The 16,226-nt window shown below is 43.8% G+C and carries 18 protein-coding genes; 8 read left to right on the forward strand and 10 right to left on the reverse strand.

Annotated features, from left to right (window positions below):
• The first annotated feature begins 70 nt into the window (after positions 1-70).
• Positions 71-838: a DUF5131 family protein gene (locus tag BS19_RS05080; RefSeq protein ID WP_038173769.1), complete on the forward strand. Its 768-nt coding sequence runs from the start codon at positions 71-73 to the stop codon at positions 836-838.
• A 361-nt stretch (positions 839-1,199) separates the two neighbouring features.
• Here BS19_RS05080 and BS19_RS05085 read toward each other — a convergent pair whose 3' ends face one another.
• The 7 genes from BS19_RS05085 to radC form a co-directional block, all read right to left on the reverse strand.
• A complete protein-coding gene (locus BS19_RS05085) occupies positions 1,200-1,427 on the reverse strand; it encodes a hypothetical protein (protein ID WP_038173770.1) in 228 nt (75 codons plus the stop codon).
• Between the two features lie 40 nt (positions 1,428-1,467).
• Positions 1,468-1,836 (reverse strand): hypothetical protein, encoded by a 369-nt coding sequence (locus BS19_RS05090; protein ID WP_038173771.1) that lies wholly within the window; start codon positions 1,834-1,836, stop codon positions 1,468-1,470.
• Between the two features lie 30 nt (positions 1,837-1,866).
• The gene (locus BS19_RS05095; RefSeq protein ID WP_038173772.1) at positions 1,867-2,601 is read right to left on the reverse strand and encodes a transcriptional regulator; all 735 of its coding nucleotides are present in this window, start codon (positions 2,599-2,601) and stop codon (positions 1,867-1,869) included.
• A gap of 139 nt (positions 2,602-2,740) precedes the next feature.
• Complete coding sequence (locus tag BS19_RS20145) at positions 2,741-2,917, reverse strand: hypothetical protein (protein ID WP_157631137.1); 177 nt, start codon at positions 2,915-2,917, stop codon at positions 2,741-2,743.
• A 3-nt stretch (positions 2,918-2,920) separates the two neighbouring features.
• Positions 2,921-3,364: a DUF2787 domain-containing protein gene (locus BS19_RS05100; protein WP_038173774.1), complete on the reverse strand. Its 444-nt coding sequence runs from the start codon at positions 3,362-3,364 to the stop codon at positions 2,921-2,923.
• Positions 3,365-3,414: 50 nt separating this feature from the next.
• Complete coding sequence (locus BS19_RS05105) at positions 3,415-3,852, reverse strand: DUF2787 domain-containing protein (protein WP_038173775.1); 438 nt, start codon at positions 3,850-3,852, stop codon at positions 3,415-3,417.
• Positions 3,849-4,325, reverse strand: a complete 477-nt coding sequence (gene radC, locus BS19_RS05110) for a RadC family protein (protein WP_038173776.1) — start codon at positions 4,323-4,325, stop codon at positions 3,849-3,851. Before radC ends, BS19_RS05105 begins: the two co-directional genes overlap by 4 nt.
• Before the next feature lie 378 nt (positions 4,326-4,703).
• Here radC and BS19_RS05115 point away from each other — a divergent pair, with 378 nt between their 5' ends.
• From BS19_RS05115 to BS19_RS20150, 6 genes are all read left to right on the forward strand, one after another.
• Complete coding sequence (locus BS19_RS05115) at positions 4,704-5,297, forward strand: tyrosine-type recombinase/integrase (RefSeq protein WP_038173778.1); 594 nt, start codon at positions 4,704-4,706, stop codon at positions 5,295-5,297.
• A 153-nt stretch (positions 5,298-5,450) separates the two neighbouring features.
• Positions 5,451-6,524 (forward strand): helix-turn-helix domain-containing protein, encoded by a 1,074-nt coding sequence (locus BS19_RS05120; RefSeq protein ID WP_038173779.1) that lies wholly within the window; start codon positions 5,451-5,453, stop codon positions 6,522-6,524.
• Positions 6,505-6,993, forward strand: a complete 489-nt coding sequence (locus tag BS19_RS05125; protein WP_038173780.1) for a PIN domain-containing protein — start codon at positions 6,505-6,507, stop codon at positions 6,991-6,993. Before BS19_RS05120 ends, BS19_RS05125 begins: the two co-directional genes overlap by 20 nt.
• A gap of 97 nt (positions 6,994-7,090) precedes the next feature.
• Positions 7,091-8,470: a Shedu immune nuclease family protein gene (locus BS19_RS05130; RefSeq protein ID WP_038173782.1), complete on the forward strand. Its 1,380-nt coding sequence runs from the start codon at positions 7,091-7,093 to the stop codon at positions 8,468-8,470.
• Positions 8,467-10,485: a hypothetical protein gene (locus BS19_RS05135; RefSeq protein ID WP_038173784.1), complete on the forward strand. Its 2,019-nt coding sequence runs from the start codon at positions 8,467-8,469 to the stop codon at positions 10,483-10,485. Before BS19_RS05130 ends, BS19_RS05135 begins: the two co-directional genes overlap by 4 nt.
• Positions 10,486-10,493: 8 nt before the next feature.
• On the forward strand, positions 10,494-10,634 hold the full coding sequence (locus BS19_RS20150) for a hypothetical protein (protein ID WP_211252988.1): 141 nt from the start codon (positions 10,494-10,496) through the stop codon (positions 10,632-10,634).
• Between the two features lie 185 nt (positions 10,635-10,819).
• On the opposite strand, the gene BS19_RS05140 is transcribed toward BS19_RS20150, so the two are convergent.
• From BS19_RS05140 to BS19_RS05150, 3 genes are all read right to left on the reverse strand, one after another.
• Positions 10,820-11,755, reverse strand: a complete 936-nt coding sequence (locus BS19_RS05140) for an LPD25 domain-containing protein (protein ID WP_038173785.1) — start codon at positions 11,753-11,755, stop codon at positions 10,820-10,822.
• A 121-nt stretch (positions 11,756-11,876) separates the two neighbouring features.
• Entirely contained in the window at positions 11,877-12,569 is a 693-nt protein-coding gene (locus tag BS19_RS05145) for a hypothetical protein (protein ID WP_038173786.1), read from the reverse strand.
• A 96-nt stretch (positions 12,570-12,665) separates the two neighbouring features.
• Positions 12,666-13,106: a DUF2787 family protein gene (locus BS19_RS05150; RefSeq protein WP_038173788.1), complete on the reverse strand. Its 441-nt coding sequence runs from the start codon at positions 13,104-13,106 to the stop codon at positions 12,666-12,668.
• 509 nt (positions 13,107-13,615) lie between these two features.
• Here BS19_RS05150 and BS19_RS05155 point away from each other — a divergent pair.
• Positions 13,616-16,225, forward strand: coding sequence for a type I restriction-modification system subunit M (locus BS19_RS05155; RefSeq protein ID WP_038173790.1), 2,610 nt, complete (start codon positions 13,616-13,618; stop codon positions 16,223-16,225).
• Position 16,226: the final 1 nt, after the last annotated feature.

Genomic DNA, 16,226 nt, shown 5'->3' on the forward strand with positions numbered 1-16,226 from the left:
ACCCTTTTAGCTGCGATGGAGAAATCCTATTTCTCCGTTTTTTTTTAACGTCTGAGCGAGTGTAAATTCGATGGCTGAACTTAAAGTTACCTCTTGGAATCCATTTACGGGTTGCACCAAAATATCCTCAGCTTGCAAAAACTGTTACGCCGAGAGTTTAGCGCTTAAGCTGAATCGATGGGGTACCAGCGGATACGACAACAAGTTTGTTTTTACTGTTCATGAGAATAGGATCACTGATGCACCCCCGCTGAAACGGCGCAAACCCACTCTCTACTTTATTAACAATATGAGCGATTCGTTCCACGAACATGTTACTGATGAAACATTGGATCGAATTCTCGAAATTGTGGAAAAGTGCCATTGGCATAACTTTTACATGCTAACTAAAAGAAGTGGTCGAATGAGAGCGTACTTTAGAAATCGCCTTGTACCCGCTAACCTCTGGCTAGGAGTCACAGTCGAAAACAAAAAGTATGGTCTAACAAGACTTCGTGACCTTCAGGCAATAAGAACATATAACAAACATATATGTTGTGAGCCTCTTTTGGAAGACCTTGGCAATATTGATTTAACAGGAGTTCGGTTGGTTGTTGGTGGAGGTGAAAGCAGCCAAAATGCAAGGAGAACATCGTTAGCTTGGGTTGAATCTTTGCGTGATCAATGTGAACAGTATAAAGCTCATTTCTACTGGAAATCTTGGGGAACTTACGACCAAGATGGAACCCGTAAAGGCAACGGAAAAAGTGGCTGCCTTGTGAACGGTATGGAATACAAGTCATTTCCTATTGAGATAATGCCTGGGCTTTCGTCGAAAACGCTTCCATTGTTTACTTAGACTGAAATTCCAGTATTGATTTAGTGATTCATGATATTGCGGTGTACTTACCTAACTTAAGTTACTACGGATGTGAATAAATCGTGTCTTTTTCAGGATAAAAATTATATTGATGCTAATAATAATGATGCATGACTATGTCCATTCTCTTCCATCTCATACTCTGCGAACTGCGGAGCCTGATCTTGCTTTGGGATACCAGAAGTTATCCGAAGGGTAGATTTCGTCCGAAGCGGCTAAGAAGGTTCTGTCCAGAACCTTCTTACTACTTTGGGGTGTGGGCTGTGAAATTTAGGTACAGAAAAAAAGAATGGGGAGCGTGATTGCTCCCCATTGTCATTTTTTACCGTCGCTGGTGGTGTTACTTTTCTTTGATTGCGTCACAGCCTTCAGGAACTGTGATGGTCGATATGTTCTTACCTTCCTGTTGCGCCGCTTTCACATCCATTTTGTATTGAGTGCATTTGCCTACACTGACGTTGACGGCTCCCGAATCTGCGGATGGGTTACCGCCCAGTGTTCCACCAGCAAAGGCGGAAGAGGTGGAGAAAACTAACGCTGTAGTGATAAGTAGAGTTGACTTGTTCATAGTTGCTCCTTACGAGTTGGTTGAGTGTGTTATTTGGAAGTTAGAAGGTGTAGACAAAGGTGCCAGCACTGGAAGTGACTTCGATTTCTTTCACGCTGTCTACGGTGCAGTTGTTGCTGTATCCGGTGTAGGTTTGGCCGAAGTTCAATGAAACGTTTCTTGATAGCTCTGAAGTTGTGCCTGCGGGTAATCGGCAGTTGCCACGGTTAATCACCACATTGCTAATTACGGTGTTGTCGGCGATAGCTTGCAGGTCAAAGACCAATGTTCCCCAGTGCGAGTTAGTCGATATCGACACTTCAATATCTGTCGTTGCTGCTTGAGTCTCTTCTTGATCGCCACAAGCGGTGAGTCCTATAAATAGGATGGTCATAGCGGCGTATCGGAGTAGGGTGTCGGTTAATGTCATAACGGTGCTCTCCTTATCGGTGAGTGAAATTTAGGACGCACTGACTCCATCGTGTTCACGCATGAACCGCTCTAGATTGAAATCAGTGGGATAGATAAAAGAAAACGTCGATACACTGGCCTCATCAATCAGAGGCAAGGCTAGGGTGCGTATCGTAGGTTGACCGGATAATCGAAAAAGCAGCAAGAGCGCGTCACATTGAACCGAGAGTCCCAATGGCTCGATGAGCGCTTTCTCTTGCTGCAAAACTTGACTCGATATTTTGAGCATGCGGTTGTGCAGTAATGCCGCGTGTACCGCATTCAATACTTGCCGCTGCTCATGACTCCACTCACGAATAGTGGGTAATGCCACATGTACTTTGGCTAACCATTCTTGCTCTTTTGAATGTGCTGACCCCTTGTGTGGCAAGGGTTTGTCTCTCTCCGAGGAGGACCCTTGCCCATAATTCAGTGCATCAGGAACTAGCGGTAGTAAGTACTTGTTGGTCAGTTGCCAATGGAGCATTTCCTGCTTGTTGAGCTTCAGTAATTGCTCTGAGGTTTTCCGATAAACATGGGGCATGCTCACCGAATCACACTCCACGTTAAACACCTCCACAATGACTTCATCGAGGTAGCGTTTAATGCTGCGCGTGGTGCGGTGGATATCGAGTAGGGCTAACTGCTGCTGCAACTCCCTAACGGTAATCCATCGATGTTGAGGAATAAGCATCAGCGTGTGCAGCAAAGCGGATAACCCTTCAATGCTGGTTTTATTGCTCATGACTACGCTCTCAATACATCAAAGCTCCAAGACCGGAGGTGGACATTTAATGTCGGGAGAATAGAGGTGGGTCAGACACATAATGTCCAACGGTGAAAACAGCATCAATCGGCTTCACTAAAGCGTGAGCCGATTAACATTAACGAGGCTTATGCTTATCACTGAGCTCTACAATGGCTGCCAATAACCCAATCAACAGCACCACCAGAAACCCTAAAGTGGATAGGGTCCCGATGGCGCCGAAGAACGGAGATAGTGAGAACAGCGTAATGAGGGCAGTGACAAGTTTGATGGTTTGTAGAAGAAGGGAAGTCATGAGCTATTGCGGGGTGACGGCTATCTCGTCGTAAGCGTCCATATCGACGTATGCGAGAAAGTTACTCTCCCATAGCCGATACAGCTCTTTGGCATCACGGCTACCTTGCATCGGTAGCCAGCCACGATAGGCCACAAAGAACTGCCCAACTCGAAAATCAAAGTCTAAGTTTCGCTCCAGCTCTGGGTAGTAGTTGCCCATATAAGCAAAGTCGGTGATGTACTCAATGCTCCATTCCCCTGATGAGGTTTGGCAAATCGCCATCTCAACCGGATGGAAGCCGCCTTCATCTGCACTGTAAGTTTTATCGCGAAAGTTAAACACCAGATACCGGCTGGTGGTCAGTGCTTCATTAATCAGTAAATGGGTGGTCAACTGCTCACTTAGCAGCTTATGCAGTTTCTTAGACACAGGTAGTGATGATGCTGTGAAGGTTAATTTGGACATAGTGAGTCCTCCTTGTTTCAGGATTCAAATAAGAAATAACAGAGTGAGAATTATTGGAGCGTACCGACCATCGTCAGCTGCACGTCATCAAAAACGTTTCGAGAGAGGTGGCGAGCAAAGGCTTTCATCCATACTGAGAGCAGCTCTTGTACTTCTGGGTGGGATAAATCCGTGCTCCCCACATCGGGCTGATAGCACCAGCGATTAGCCAGGTGAAAGTACAGCTCAGGCTCAACGGTTGTGCTGTGGTCATCGGGGTAAGAGAAGCTCGCAAAGAACGCCACCAGCCAAGGGCTGGTGGCTGACTCGCGTTTAAACTGCACCTCTATCGGATGCAAACCTTGCCGACGTCTGTAGTAACTCATCTGACGGCAGTTCAGGACGAGTCGCTCTGCGTTCTCTGGGAGAGTGTATCGATTCAAAAGGGCTTCCAGTGACGTATGTAATGCATCATCAATAGAAAGCTCACCATAATGTTGCTCAATCATAACCACCCCCTTTCGGCAAACGAGGTGCAGCTATCGCCTGTCACGATATGGTCAAGTACGCGAACGTCCACCAGCGCTAACGCGTCCTTGAGTCTTTCGGTTATGCGTCTATCAGCTTGAGACGGCGTTGAGTCACCGGATGGATGGTTATGGGCAAATATCACCGCTGCGGCATTCACTTCTAACACCGTTTTCACCACTTCACGTGGGTAGACGCTGGCCGCATCCACCGTTCCATGAAACAGCTCTTTAAATTCAATCAGTCGGTTTTGGTTATCCAGTAGCAATAAGGCAAACACTTCACGCTCATAGCTACCTAGCTTACAGCGCACATACTCTTTGGTGGCATCTGGGTTAGTTAGGGCATCACCACGCACGTAGCGTGTGGCGAGTATCTCAGCCGCATGCTCTAGGATTTCATTCTCCTGATAGCGCTGTTGTTTTTTGTAATCAGAATTTTGGGTAGTTGCCATTACGGGCTCCTGTCGGATTCAATGGTGGGTATTCACATTGATGACATATGCCTGAATATTTTTGGGGTTAGGGTGTGAAGCGCTGGAAGAGCATAAGGAAAGATGTGTTATTGAAGTGGGCGTATGGTTTGTTAGCTTTAGAGGTAGGTTAGAGAGGAAAGCTGCTTGTGTTAGAATGAGAGAGCGCTGGAGAGAGTCACTGGTGATCATAGTTAATTGAGTTGTTACTCTAAGTGATTTTTGCCCCCTTATCAGATAGAGCAAAGATTCTAACCCACTTTAGTCTGCAATATTTGTCAGTCCCTAACTGCATAACCATTCAATCTAACTCATCTAAACTTATTCAGGCCACTTCTAAAGTTAGACTGGAGGTCAATTATGTGGACGAAGAAAGGTCACTTAACTGGGCAGAAAAAGCCCTTCAAGCTCGAAGACATCTGGCGAATTCGCACTAGACTAGAAATCGAAGGCAATATCATGGAATTGGCCCTGATCAATCTTGCCATCGATTGCAAGCTCCGTTCTTGTGACTTGCTAAGAATGAAAGTGAGGGATGTTTCTTCCGATGGTGTGATTCAAGATCGCGTGCTTTACAGCCAAAGCAAAACGGGCAGAGAGGTACAGTTTGAGATCACTTCACGCACCGCACAATCATTGACTCAATGGTTAATTCACAGCCAACTATCGGCTCAAAACTATCTGTTTCCTAGCCCTCGCAAACAAGGGAGGCCAATGAGCTATAGCTGCTATGCCACCATTATTCGCCGTTGGGCAACTGCACTTGGCTACGATCCCTATCTGTATGGTACGCATTCCATGCGCTGCACCAAGGCGACATTGATCTATGCTCGAACCAAAAACATTCGCGCAGTTCAATTATTGCTTGGTCACGTGAAATTGGATAATACCATTCGCTATTTAGGAGTAGAGATGGAAGATGCACTCAACATATCTGAAAATTTAGAACTGTAACTTTGTTCTGATAAGACAGCTTCCATCTAAGGGTGTAATAATGCCAAACATTAAACCAATGTGACTTTTTCACTATAAAAGTGTACCAACAAGGTTTACAATTCTCTATAATTTATATTTTTTATAAACCAACCCGTTGCTTGAGAGGATACCATGTTTGCAGAACGCCTAGAACGAGCCCGCAAGGCTGCCGGGCTATCAATGAGTGCATTAGCTAGCGAAGTTGGCCTGTCCGCTAACGCCATTAAAAAGTACGAACATGGTACAACTATGCCTTCTTCTTCAAACTTGCTTAAGCTTGCGAAAGCGCTAGATGTACGCACCGAATATTTCTTTCGACCAACCAAGGTGAAGTTAGAAGGTGTTGAGTACCGCAAGCGTGCTAGCACCCCAAAGAAAGTACTAGATCGAATCAATGGTGACGTCTTAGATCAAGCTGAACGTTGGAAAGAGCTTTTAGAGCTTTATCCCGATTCAGTGAAACCTATCCCTGATTTCGAGCTACCAGAAGACCTTCCTGTGCAAATCAATTGCTTAGAGCAAGCCGAAGACTTGGCTGTTCAAATGCGCCACACATGGGATCTTGGTTTAAATCCAATCCACGATATGATCGATACCCTCGAATCTAAAGGAGTGATGATCATTACCACTGATGTGGAAACGGATAAAAAGTTTGACGGTCTTGCGGGGAAAATCGGGAACACGCCTGTAGTGGTTATTTCTACGGCTCAAAGCGGCGATCGCCAGCGCTTTACGTTGGCTCATGAACTAGGTCATTTAGTTGTGCATGGGCGCTTGGCTGAAGGCCTTGATGAAGAGAAGGCTTGTAATATGTTTGCTGGTGCGTTTCTTCTCCCTGCTCAAACACTTATTGAACACTTGGGCGAAAAACGCCGTCACATCGAACCACGTGAATTATTCATGGTTAAGCATGAATATGGTATTAGCATGTTGGCAGCACTGTTTCGTGCTGGGCAGTGTGGGATTATTACGCCAGCGACTCAGAAAAACTTGTTTATGTTGTTTAGTAAAAATGGATGGCGCACTCAAGAGCCTGGAAAGGCCTACCCTCATGAATCGACATATCTACACAAGCAACTGGTTTACCGTGCTTTAGGTGAGGAGTACATAGGGGAATCAAAAGCCGCTGAGTTACTTGGCATGTCTGTCTCTAGCTTTCATAAAGAACGAAAGTTGGAGGTGTTGAGTGCAGCAACTTTTAATTAGTGACGCCAATATCCTCATTGATATGGAAGAAGGTGGTCTGTTGGAAGCAATGTTTCAATTACCTTTTGATTTCGCAACGCCAGATATTCTTTTTTTCGAAGAGCTGGAAGAAGAACATTCCCACTTACCCGATTTAGGGTTAGCGTTAAAAGAGGTTTCTTCAGAATCAATGATGTATGCCATGCAGCTAACAGGCACCTATACCCAAGCAAGTAGAAACGATTGCTTTGCCCTTGCTTTAGCTAAGCAAGAGCAGTGCCCTTTGCTAACGGGAGATATGGCACTTAGAAAAGCAGCTGAGAAAGAAGCTGCCATTGTCAAAGGCACAATTTGGCTAGTAAGCCAGCTGGTAGTACATCAGCAAATTAACACAGAACAAGCGAGAGAGGCCTATAGGCAGATGCAAGCCAATGGTAGGCGTTTACCATGGACTATCGCAGAAAAAGCTTTAGTAGAACTAGAGAGTTGAGGGAGTAGTTGATATATGTCGTCAGAAGCAGATACCAGAGCAAACTACATAGACCCAGCATTAAAGGCCGCACATTGGCAAGCTATAGGGAGATAGGATGGCTAGGCTACTACCTGAAGATTTCAGCCCTGAAGATCTGAATATTGAGATTGAAGAAGTATACCCTAACTGTACGGAAGTTTTTTATGTTCCGAGTAAAGGGGAGCTTGAAGATGCAGGAAGAGGGATGGAAAAGCCTAGCCAGCATAAAAGAAAGATTGCACTATTTTGTGGTCAAGACCATTTCATTTCTATTTTTCCAATAGTTACCTTACCAACTCATCCAGATTACTTAAAAAACAAATACAAGGGTATAGATGAGATTAGTATTGAGGTCGCACTTGACTCAGCACCTTATACTAAAGAGGACGTATATGATTGCTTGCAACATTTACCTTCTGGGTTTATTAAAGACATTCGTTATGGATTGGGATTAAAAAAAGAATACAGAGCAATAATATCAGCGATCGAAGAACAAACTGAGCACCAATGCATTGCCATTGGTGATGAAAAAACCGGCGATACCGATTATGGTTACTTTCATCTAAACTTTAATGATTTTGACGAAATGCGCCGTTCCTGCAACCGTATTACAGAAAGAGCAAGGAAGGTTGCTCGTATTACGAAGGAAGTAACGGCTTACAACTATATTGCATATCAATTGGGAAATAATCAAAGACCATTACCAACCGACAATGATGCTATTAGCAAAATGCTTCGGATTAATATCACGAACACCGATAAGCAAGTTGCCATGAATCTGATTGCTGGAGATAAAGCTACCGTCAAACAAACAGATCCTGTTACTTTGGCCAAACTAAAAAGTGATATAGAGTTAGTCTCGCTTGAGCGTTTGATTAGTTCATATGAAGACTTATTAACTAAAAAGACTAAAGAGGATACTTGGCAGAAACTCTTTAATCAAAACCCATTTATCTTGAGCCTTGCTTTTGGTTACCCCGCAATAAAAATATCGGATCAAGCCAGTGTTGGCGGAAAACGTCTTAGTGGTGATGGCGAAAAAATCACCGACTACCTAATTAAAAATAGTATTACAAATAACCTAGCCTTGATTGAAATAAAGAAGCCTTCTTCTGTCTTATTAAACAAAACCGCTTATAGGGCTAGTGTTTACTGCGCATCAACAGAACTTACGGGCTCCGTAACACAAGTACTGGATCAGTCTTATCAGCTACAACAGAACATTGCCGCGATAAAAAATAACAATCGCCTTTATGACATTGAGTCATATGCTGCCCACTGTATTTTGATCATCGGAACAATCCCTGATGATGAAGACAAAAAAAAGTCTTTTGAGATATATCGTCGCAACTCTAAGAACGTGCAAATAATTACTTTTGACGAGCTCTTACTCAAGCTAAAGCAACTACACGAGTTTCTCAGTAATTATGATGAACAAAGGGAGGCTACACTGTGAGCCTACAAACTAACTTAAAAGGTCGCTTACGAAACACTTATCTACCCAAGAGCCACGGCCTGATGCCTGTTTTTGAGGCGGTGGTAAACTCTATTCACTCGATTGAAGAAAAAGGGAATAGCGATAACGGTAAGGTTGTTCTTCGGATCAATCGCGCGACTCAGGAGAGTCTAGATTTCGACGCCAAATCGCTACCACCTATATTGGGTTTCACTATAACTGATAATGGTTGTGGTTTTGATGAAACCAACTTTAAGTCATTTGAAACACTGGATTCCGACCACAAAATTGACAAAGGCTGCCGAGGTGTCGGTCGCTTGATGTGGTTGAAGGTGTTTGACTTAGTCGAAGTGGAAAGCCATTTTATCGATGTTGATGGCCAGCTTAAAAAGCGTGTATTTCGCTTTAACGATAAATCAGGTGTCCACAGTGAAAATGTTCAGGTAGCTACCGAGCAGCAGCCAGGTACTCAAATCAAACTGGTGGGATTTGATGAAAGTTATCGAAAGCAGGTACCTACCAAGGGGCTAACAGTAGCTAATCAGCTACTTGAACATGTGCTCTGGTACTTTGTTCGTCAAGGCAGTGCTCCCAATATACAAGTAGAAGACGCTGGTGAGATTTTCGAACTAGATTCCTTGCTCGAAGAACATATACACGCTAGTGCATTTCTCGAAACGATAAAAATACGCGATTATGCGTTCGACCTAACTCACATCAAGTTTCGTGCATCGGTGAATAAAAAGCATCAGTTAGCCTTGTGTGCCGCTAATCGTTTGGTTAAGGAAGAATCCATTCAAGGAAAAGTTCCCGGCTTATACGGCAAAATATCTGACGCATCAGGGGAATTTACCTATACCTGTTACGTGTCTTCAGGCTACCTAGATGAGCGTGTACGCAGCGAGCGCACCTCTTTTGATATTGCCGAAAACGTAGAGGACATGCTCAACGAAGTAAGCTTTAAAGATATTCGCGATGCAGTGCTCGCACGCACTAAAGAATATCTGCAAGATGTTTTGGCAGAAAATGTCTCAGCCGGTCGTAAACGCGTAGATGATTTTATTGACAGTCATGCTCCTCGATACCGGCCTATTGCTCACTATGTAGCAGAAGAACAGCTCATTGTTGACCCAGAAAAATCGGACAAAGACTTAGAGTTACATCTACATGCTCATTGGTATGAGGTCGAGCGACAGTTAGTAAGCGAGGGCCATGACATCATGCAACCTCAAAATGAGGAGCACGTAGAGGAGTACAAGGAACGGCTGAGTGAGTATCTGCGAAAAGCTGAAGACCTGAAAAAATCAGACCTCGCCAATTACGTATCACATCGAAAGGTCATTATTGATCTGCTGCAAAAATCCATCGAGCGACTGGATGATGGCAAGTATGCTCGTGAGGATATGATTCATGAGTTAATAATGCCTATGCGTAAAGATTCCAGTGAGGTTTTACTGGATTCTTGCAACCTTTGGTTGATCGACGAACGTTTAGCATTCCACAATTACCTAGCTTCCGACAAAACACTCAAAGCGATGTCGATTACAGGTAATGACTCAACAAAGGAACCAGATTTACTCAGCCTAAGAGTGTTCGATAACCCGCTGCTTGTTAATGATCAAAATAGCTTTCCCTTAGCATCTATCACCGTAGTCGAAATCAAACGCCCAATGCGCAACGATATGCGAGAAGGTGAAGATAAAGACCCAATTGATCAAGCGCTGGGTTATTTAGAGAGGATACGAGAAGGTAAAGTAACGACAAAATCTGGTCGCCCAATACCCGGCAACAACGATATCCCAGGGTATTGCTATGTGCTTTGTGACCTAACCGAGTCCATGCATCGTCGCTGCCGTCGAGCTAATCTGCGAATCACATCTGATGGGATGGGTTATTTTGGGTACAACGAGCCATCCCATGCATATATAGAGGTGATAAGTTTCGATCAGTTAGTAAAAGCGGCCAAAGAACGTAACCGTGCATTCTTTGACAAGCTTGGATTACCCTCTGTTTAGGAAATTTAGTGACAACATACAATGTCGATTGCGATGAAAGTCGACATACTTCCGATACGACTCAACACAATATTGTCGGACGCTTGCATGGCCTGATGACCAAGCATGGCTATTCAATAACACGCATCTTTAGTTTTATTCATTTTTAAAGAGTATTAATTCAAATTAATGGACACTATGGAACTTTAGTAGATTTTTTACTCTAACCAATAATGTGTCCAGAAATTAGTTTCAAACCTAGTAGGTTGATTGTGATCACCAAGCGATTCAGTCGTTGATAATGGCAAAAAATAAGACTACTTTGAGAGAGGCGAATTGATCGCCTCTCTTTCTTTTATTCGTTTATCGCGATCTCACCTAAGGGCACATAACGTGCTTTGTTGTCCTCTCTGTAAAAGTTTCGCTTTTTGACTTGCCATCCGTAACGAATGTATTTGGTGTCGGTTAGGTAATAGCCTTCTCCCATGGCAAAGCGCTCACGGTGTTCAACGCTTTTCTCTGGGTCATTAAGAAAAGCCGTTTCAGGGTGATTCAGACATGCTTTGCGCAGCTCAGGGAATAGGTTTCGAGAGTGTTTCGACCACGCGAGAATGATGGTCTTCAACGTTTTGGTGTGAAACTCTCCTGCATACGGCTCACTGATTTCAGCGTCATAGTCCGTGAGTGTGGCAACAATCACACCCTTGGCCCATTGTGGTACTTCTAAGGTTTCTTGAAACGCCTCCTCCGCTTGTTGGTGTTCACGCCATGCTCTTTCCCGCTCCTGTTGTTTGGCTTCTTCTTTTGCCGCTTCTTCGGCTTTAGCTTGCTCCTCGACCTGCTTAACCTGGATACGTCCTAGGTCTACGAATGAGTGGTTCAATTCATAAGTGTTTATGAGTTCGATTAACTGCTGGTGGTGTTTGTCATAAAGCCAAGGCTTGTCGACATCCCCTTTATGTTGACGGTAATAACGCTCCATACTTAAGCAGTGCTCAGCAAAGCCTTGGTCATTACCGCCACAGCCTAAATCTAAGCGGCATTCATGTTGGTGTTCATTATCGAAGGTCACGGTAACTTTTGTCTTATCGTACCCGCCTAATGGGTTGCGTTTGGCAACTTCCAGCGCTTTCTTTTCGAACTCATTAAAGTCATAGAGTGTCTCTTCAGTGAACTCGCGAGATTCAGACCATTGGACAAGTACCGTGAGTGGTTTAATTTTTTTTGCCTCTAACGTAGGTAAAGAATCATGTTGGTTTATCGATGAGCTGTTTGGTTGTGTTGTTTGCATAGTGGCTTCCTTTTTACGAATAAAATAAAAAAGACCACCTTGATAACAAGGTGGCCTCTAGAGTGGTGGGTAAACGTGTTTTTGGGTTGTTAAGCTGTGGTGCTAACGGGGTTAGGAGTTATTAGATTGAGTGCTTCTTTACAGCGTGATAGGGCGGCTCTGAGCCATTTATCCAGCACTTGCCTTGGTAGCGATTGATGAGCTGCTGAAATAGCCACATCTCAAAAGCAGACTTGGGTTTTATTGTGACATCAAAACCATCGTCACCAAATCGTTGCTGCTCTTTCCAAGTTGCCTCTAAATCGGAAAGGCGTATTTTTAACTCATCTAGTTGGGTTTGTTTCGAGGTGTCTAATGGTGCTTTAAGCCATACCTCTAGAGAGCGGCAATACGGCATCACGCCATAGTCTTTAGCGAGGTTCAGAGTGTTACGTAATGCTCGTATCCAACCTTCAGCTTTGGTGTCACGACCATTGAGTTTGACTTCACCTGACTCAGCGGCTGCTGACCAGTCACAACCGTATTTCACGAGTAGGTGGTTGAAGGGGTTTACACCACAAAACTGCCAGCTACGTGCTCGTTTGTTTGTTTCCGTGTCAACGAGATTGCTAGAGCCAATGAGCATGTGGAGCATGAATAGATCTTCAGCTCGTAGCGTTAGTCCGTAACGCTCATAGAGGGCTTGTTTAAGTTCGCTGGTGCTTTGGGGGTCGGTGTGGTTGAGGCGTTCTTTGAAGAAGGTACAGGCTTGCTGAACAACGTCTTCTTCTGGTACACGCAGTGCCAGTTGTTCATAGACAATGTCATAGGACATAAGGATTTCTCCTGTGAAAGAGTAAGGTAGTAAAATCATGGTGATAGCGAGAAGCGAGGGAGCGGTAGTGTGGTGGTTATCAATTGTGCTCAGGTCTTAGCGGCTACGCAGCTCGACTTGGCTGTAGGCTCCCTTGGCTAAGTTATCGATAAACCTGGACTCCCAAAGTGTATATAGCTTGTCGGTGTTGGGGGCGCTCATACTCTTTAAACCAGAGTATCGCGTAAAGACCGTGGCATGAGTGAAATCGAACTCTATGTCTCGTTCAAGTGTCGGGTAAGGGTAGCCATTGAAGCTAAAGTCAGTGATGCAAAAGATTGAATAGAGATTGTGAATGTCTTTCGCCAGGGCAATCTCAATAGGGTGATAGCCTCCATGTTCAGCGGTGTAGTGCTTGTTACTGAAATGAATGATGTGATGACCCTCTACGAGTCCTGTGTGTTTGTTTAGAACGTTGTTTAATGTATCTAGAAGAGTCAGAGAGATAGGCAAAGCTGTCTTGTTGAATGAAGTTGCGGGTAAGGAATTTCTATGCATAATCGGCTCCTTTTTTCTATCGATGGGGTTATGCATAGTGATGAAATATATTTGAAAAGATTTTGATTCGAATGAACTGTAGGAGCTGAAGGGCGTGATGCTGAATGGTGAGTTATTTCGGCTAAAACAAAAAATTGTATATGAAACCGGAGTGCTGAAAGTTTGGTTTTGCGCATTGTCGACGTTCTAATTCTCCCGTATTCTCCGTGTTTCAAAATGGATAAAGAATTCGCGAGTGTACAACTCGGTGGTTGCTGAAATAGTAGCGATTAAAAAAATCAGCGACATAGTTAAAGTCAGCTTAGAAAAACACTTAGAGACTTGCCTTTAAAGATCGGCTCCCATCGGCTTCAAAGTCGGTAGTTTTTGGCGTTTAAGAGTGAAGCTCTTGAAGCCTAGATACCAGAGCAAGAAGATCAGGTTTAACTGAGTCCCTAAACACAATATGACGAACATGTGCCGACTGTTTTCACGATGTCGGTCAATAGTTGAAATGAATTGAGCAGAATATGAATAAGCAACAATTAGCGGCAAAAATCTGGGAATCAGCGAACCAGATGCGTTCAAAGATCGAAGCAAACGAATACAAAGACTACATCTTAGGTTTCATCTTTTATAAGTACCTCAGCGACCAACAGGTGCAGTTTGTCACCAAAGAGGGAATGACGCCCGGTGAAATCAAAGCGCTAACAGAAGAAGACGCTGAAACAGTCAAGTACATTCAAGATAACCTTGGCTATTTTATTGCTTACGAAAATCTGTTTTCAACGTGGGTTGATCCAACGTCCGACTTTGATGAATCTAACGTACGTGATGCACTTTCTGCTTTTAGCCGTTTGATTTCTCCCACTTACAAAAAGTTGTTTGAAGGCATCTTTACTACTCTAGAAACAGGGTTAAGCAAACTCGGAGAAAGCGCGGGTAAGCGAACTAAAGCTATTAGCGACTTACTGCACTTAATCAAAAGTATCCCTATGAACGGTCAGCAAGGCTATGACGTTCTGGGCTACATCTACGAGTACCTGATTGAAAAGTTTGCGGCTAATGCGGGTAAAAAAGCTGGAGAGTTTTATACGCCTCATGAGGTCTCGGTTCTCATGTCGCACATCATCGCTCATGAACTAAAAAATAAAGACACCATTGAGATCTATGATCCAACGTCCGGCTCTGGCTCACTCCTTATCAATATTGGTGAGGCCGTTGAAAAATACGCTAAAAACAAAGACAGCATTACCTATTATGCACAAGAGTTAAAAGCGAACACCTATAACCTTACCCGTATGAATCTGATCATGCGTGGTATTAAAGCCAGCAATATTAAAACCCGCAATGGCGATACTTTAGAAGACGATTGGCCATACTTCGATGAGAACGATCCACAAGGCACTTACGATGCCTTATACGTGGACGCTGTTGTCTCTAACCCACCGTATTCACAACAATGGGACCCTAGCTATAAAGATAGCGATCCTCGTTATTCGCGTTTTGGTCTAGCCCCAAAAACTAAAGCCGATTTTGCCTTCCTATTACACGATCTCTATCACCTAAAGCCCGATGGTATTATGACCATTGTATTACCTCATGGTGTGTTGTTCCGTGGTGGTGAAGAGGGGGAGATCCGCAAGCAGCTGATTGAGCAGAACCACATTGATGCCATTATTGGTTTGCCGGGTAATATCTTCTTTGGTACGGGTATTCCAACCGTGATTTTAGTACTCAAACAAAAGCGTCAGAATACCGATGTATTGGTTGTTGATGCTTCTAAGCACTTTACTAAAGAAGGCAAAAACAACAAGCTGCAAGCGAGTGATATTAAGCGTACCGTTGATGCTGTGATCAATCGAGAGAGCGTCGATAAATTCTCGAAAGTAGTGAGTAAAGAAACCTTACGCAATAATGGTTATAACTTAAACATACCACGCTATGTAGACTCTTCAGCTGCGGCTGAAAGCTGGGACTTACACGCCACCATGTTAGGCGGTATCCCTAACAGTGAAATTGATGAACTCAATGTATACTGGCTTGCTTTCCCACAGCTACGCAGCGCTTTGTTTGCGGCTAAATCTTCTGCGTACAGTGAGTTAGCTATTGCTAAAGACGCTGTCAATACAAGTATTAGCAGTCATCCACAAGTAGTTGAGTTTATCGCTACTTATAAGCAGGCTTTTGCTGGGTTTGATGACGACTTAAACACCAAGCTAATTAAAGGTTGGCAAGGGGTTAACCGCAATCAACAAGAGGCTTCATTAAGTGCTGATCTCTTTAACCGCTTAAGTCCTATTACTTTAATCGACAAATACCAAGCCTATCAGCTTCTAAACAACCAATGGCAAATCATTAGCGCTGATTTAGAAATGATGCAAACTGAAGGTTTTGACGCGACTAAGCAAGTTGAACCGAATATCGTTATCAAAAAGAAAAATGGTAAAGATACTGAGGTACAAGATGGTTGGAAAGGTCACATCTTACCTTTTGATTTAGTACAAAAGGCTCTCTTAAGCGATGACCTAGCAGCACTGGCTAAACAAGAGAATCGTTTGGCTGAAATTGCCAGCACTCTTGAAGAAATTTTGGAGTCCCTCAGCGAAGAAGAAAAAGAGCAAGATACGGTCAAAGAAAGTAAAGACGCCTTTGCCAATGCTGAAGTCGCAAAGGCTGCTAAGACATTTTTGAAAGAACAGAAAGACAGTAATGTTAAGTTCACTGAAGATAGTCTTGTACTTGAAGAAAGCTACAAGGCAAAAATCATTCGTGTTAACAAACTTATCAGTGAAGAAAAAACACTGAAAAAGGCCGTGAAAGAAGCGACCACTAAACTACATCTTCAAACCAAAACTACCATTGAGGGCCTAAGCGACGAGCAAGTGAATAATCTACTGCACCTAAAATGGATCACGCCATTAGGTAACGAACTCGCTGCAATGCCAAGCAGCTTGATTGCCCAGTTGACCAACAAGGTACAAGCCCTTGCGGATAAATACGCTGTAACCTATTCGCAAGTCGCGAGTGATATCAAAACCACCGAAGATGAATTAGCGGAAATGATGGACGGGCTCACTGGTAACGAGTTTGATATGCAGGGCTTAGCTGAACTGACTAGTTTGTTGAAGGGCGAATAAG

Source organism: Vibrio pacinii DSM 19139 (genome assembly GCF_000711795.1).
In the GTDB taxonomy this organism is placed as follows: domain Bacteria; phylum Pseudomonadota; class Gammaproteobacteria; order Enterobacterales; family Vibrionaceae; genus Vibrio; species Vibrio pacinii.

What these genes read in the sequence shown, in the direction of transcription:
- BS19_RS05080 (WP_038173769.1), top strand. Translation starts at nt 71, where the DNA reads ATGGCTGAACTTAAAGTTACCTCTTGGAATCCATTTACGGGTTGCACC.
- BS19_RS05085 (WP_038173770.1), bottom strand. Translation starts at nt 1,427, where the DNA reads ATGAACAAGTCAACTCTACTTATCACTACAGCGTTAGTTTTCTCCACC.
- BS19_RS05090 (WP_038173771.1), bottom strand. Translation starts at nt 1,836, where the DNA reads ATGACATTAACCGACACCCTACTCCGATACGCCGCTATGACCATCCTA.
- BS19_RS05095 (WP_038173772.1), bottom strand. Translation starts at nt 2,601, where the DNA reads ATGAGCAATAAAACCAGCATTGAAGGGTTATCCGCTTTGCTGCACACG.
- BS19_RS20145 (WP_157631137.1), bottom strand. Translation starts at nt 2,917, where the DNA reads ATGACTTCCCTTCTTCTACAAACCATCAAACTTGTCACTGCCCTCATT.
- BS19_RS05100 (WP_038173774.1), bottom strand. Translation starts at nt 3,364, where the DNA reads ATGTCCAAATTAACCTTCACAGCATCATCACTACCTGTGTCTAAGAAA.
- BS19_RS05105 (WP_038173775.1), bottom strand. Translation starts at nt 3,852, where the DNA reads ATGATTGAGCAACATTATGGTGAGCTTTCTATTGATGATGCATTACAT.
- radC (WP_038173776.1), bottom strand. Translation starts at nt 4,325, where the DNA reads ATGGCAACTACCCAAAATTCTGATTACAAAAAACAACAGCGCTATCAG.
- BS19_RS05115 (WP_038173778.1), top strand. Translation starts at nt 4,704, where the DNA reads ATGTGGACGAAGAAAGGTCACTTAACTGGGCAGAAAAAGCCCTTCAAG.
- BS19_RS05120 (WP_038173779.1), top strand. Translation starts at nt 5,451, where the DNA reads ATGTTTGCAGAACGCCTAGAACGAGCCCGCAAGGCTGCCGGGCTATCA.
- BS19_RS05130 (WP_038173782.1), top strand. Translation starts at nt 7,091, where the DNA reads ATGGCTAGGCTACTACCTGAAGATTTCAGCCCTGAAGATCTGAATATT.
- BS19_RS05140 (WP_038173785.1), bottom strand. Translation starts at nt 11,755, where the DNA reads ATGCAAACAACACAACCAAACAGCTCATCGATAAACCAACATGATTCT.
- BS19_RS05145 (WP_038173786.1), bottom strand. Translation starts at nt 12,569, where the DNA reads ATGTCCTATGACATTGTCTATGAACAACTGGCACTGCGTGTACCAGAA.
- BS19_RS05150 (WP_038173788.1), bottom strand. Translation starts at nt 13,106, where the DNA reads ATGCATAGAAATTCCTTACCCGCAACTTCATTCAACAAGACAGCTTTG.
- BS19_RS05155 (WP_038173790.1), top strand. Translation starts at nt 13,616, where the DNA reads ATGAATAAGCAACAATTAGCGGCAAAAATCTGGGAATCAGCGAACCAG.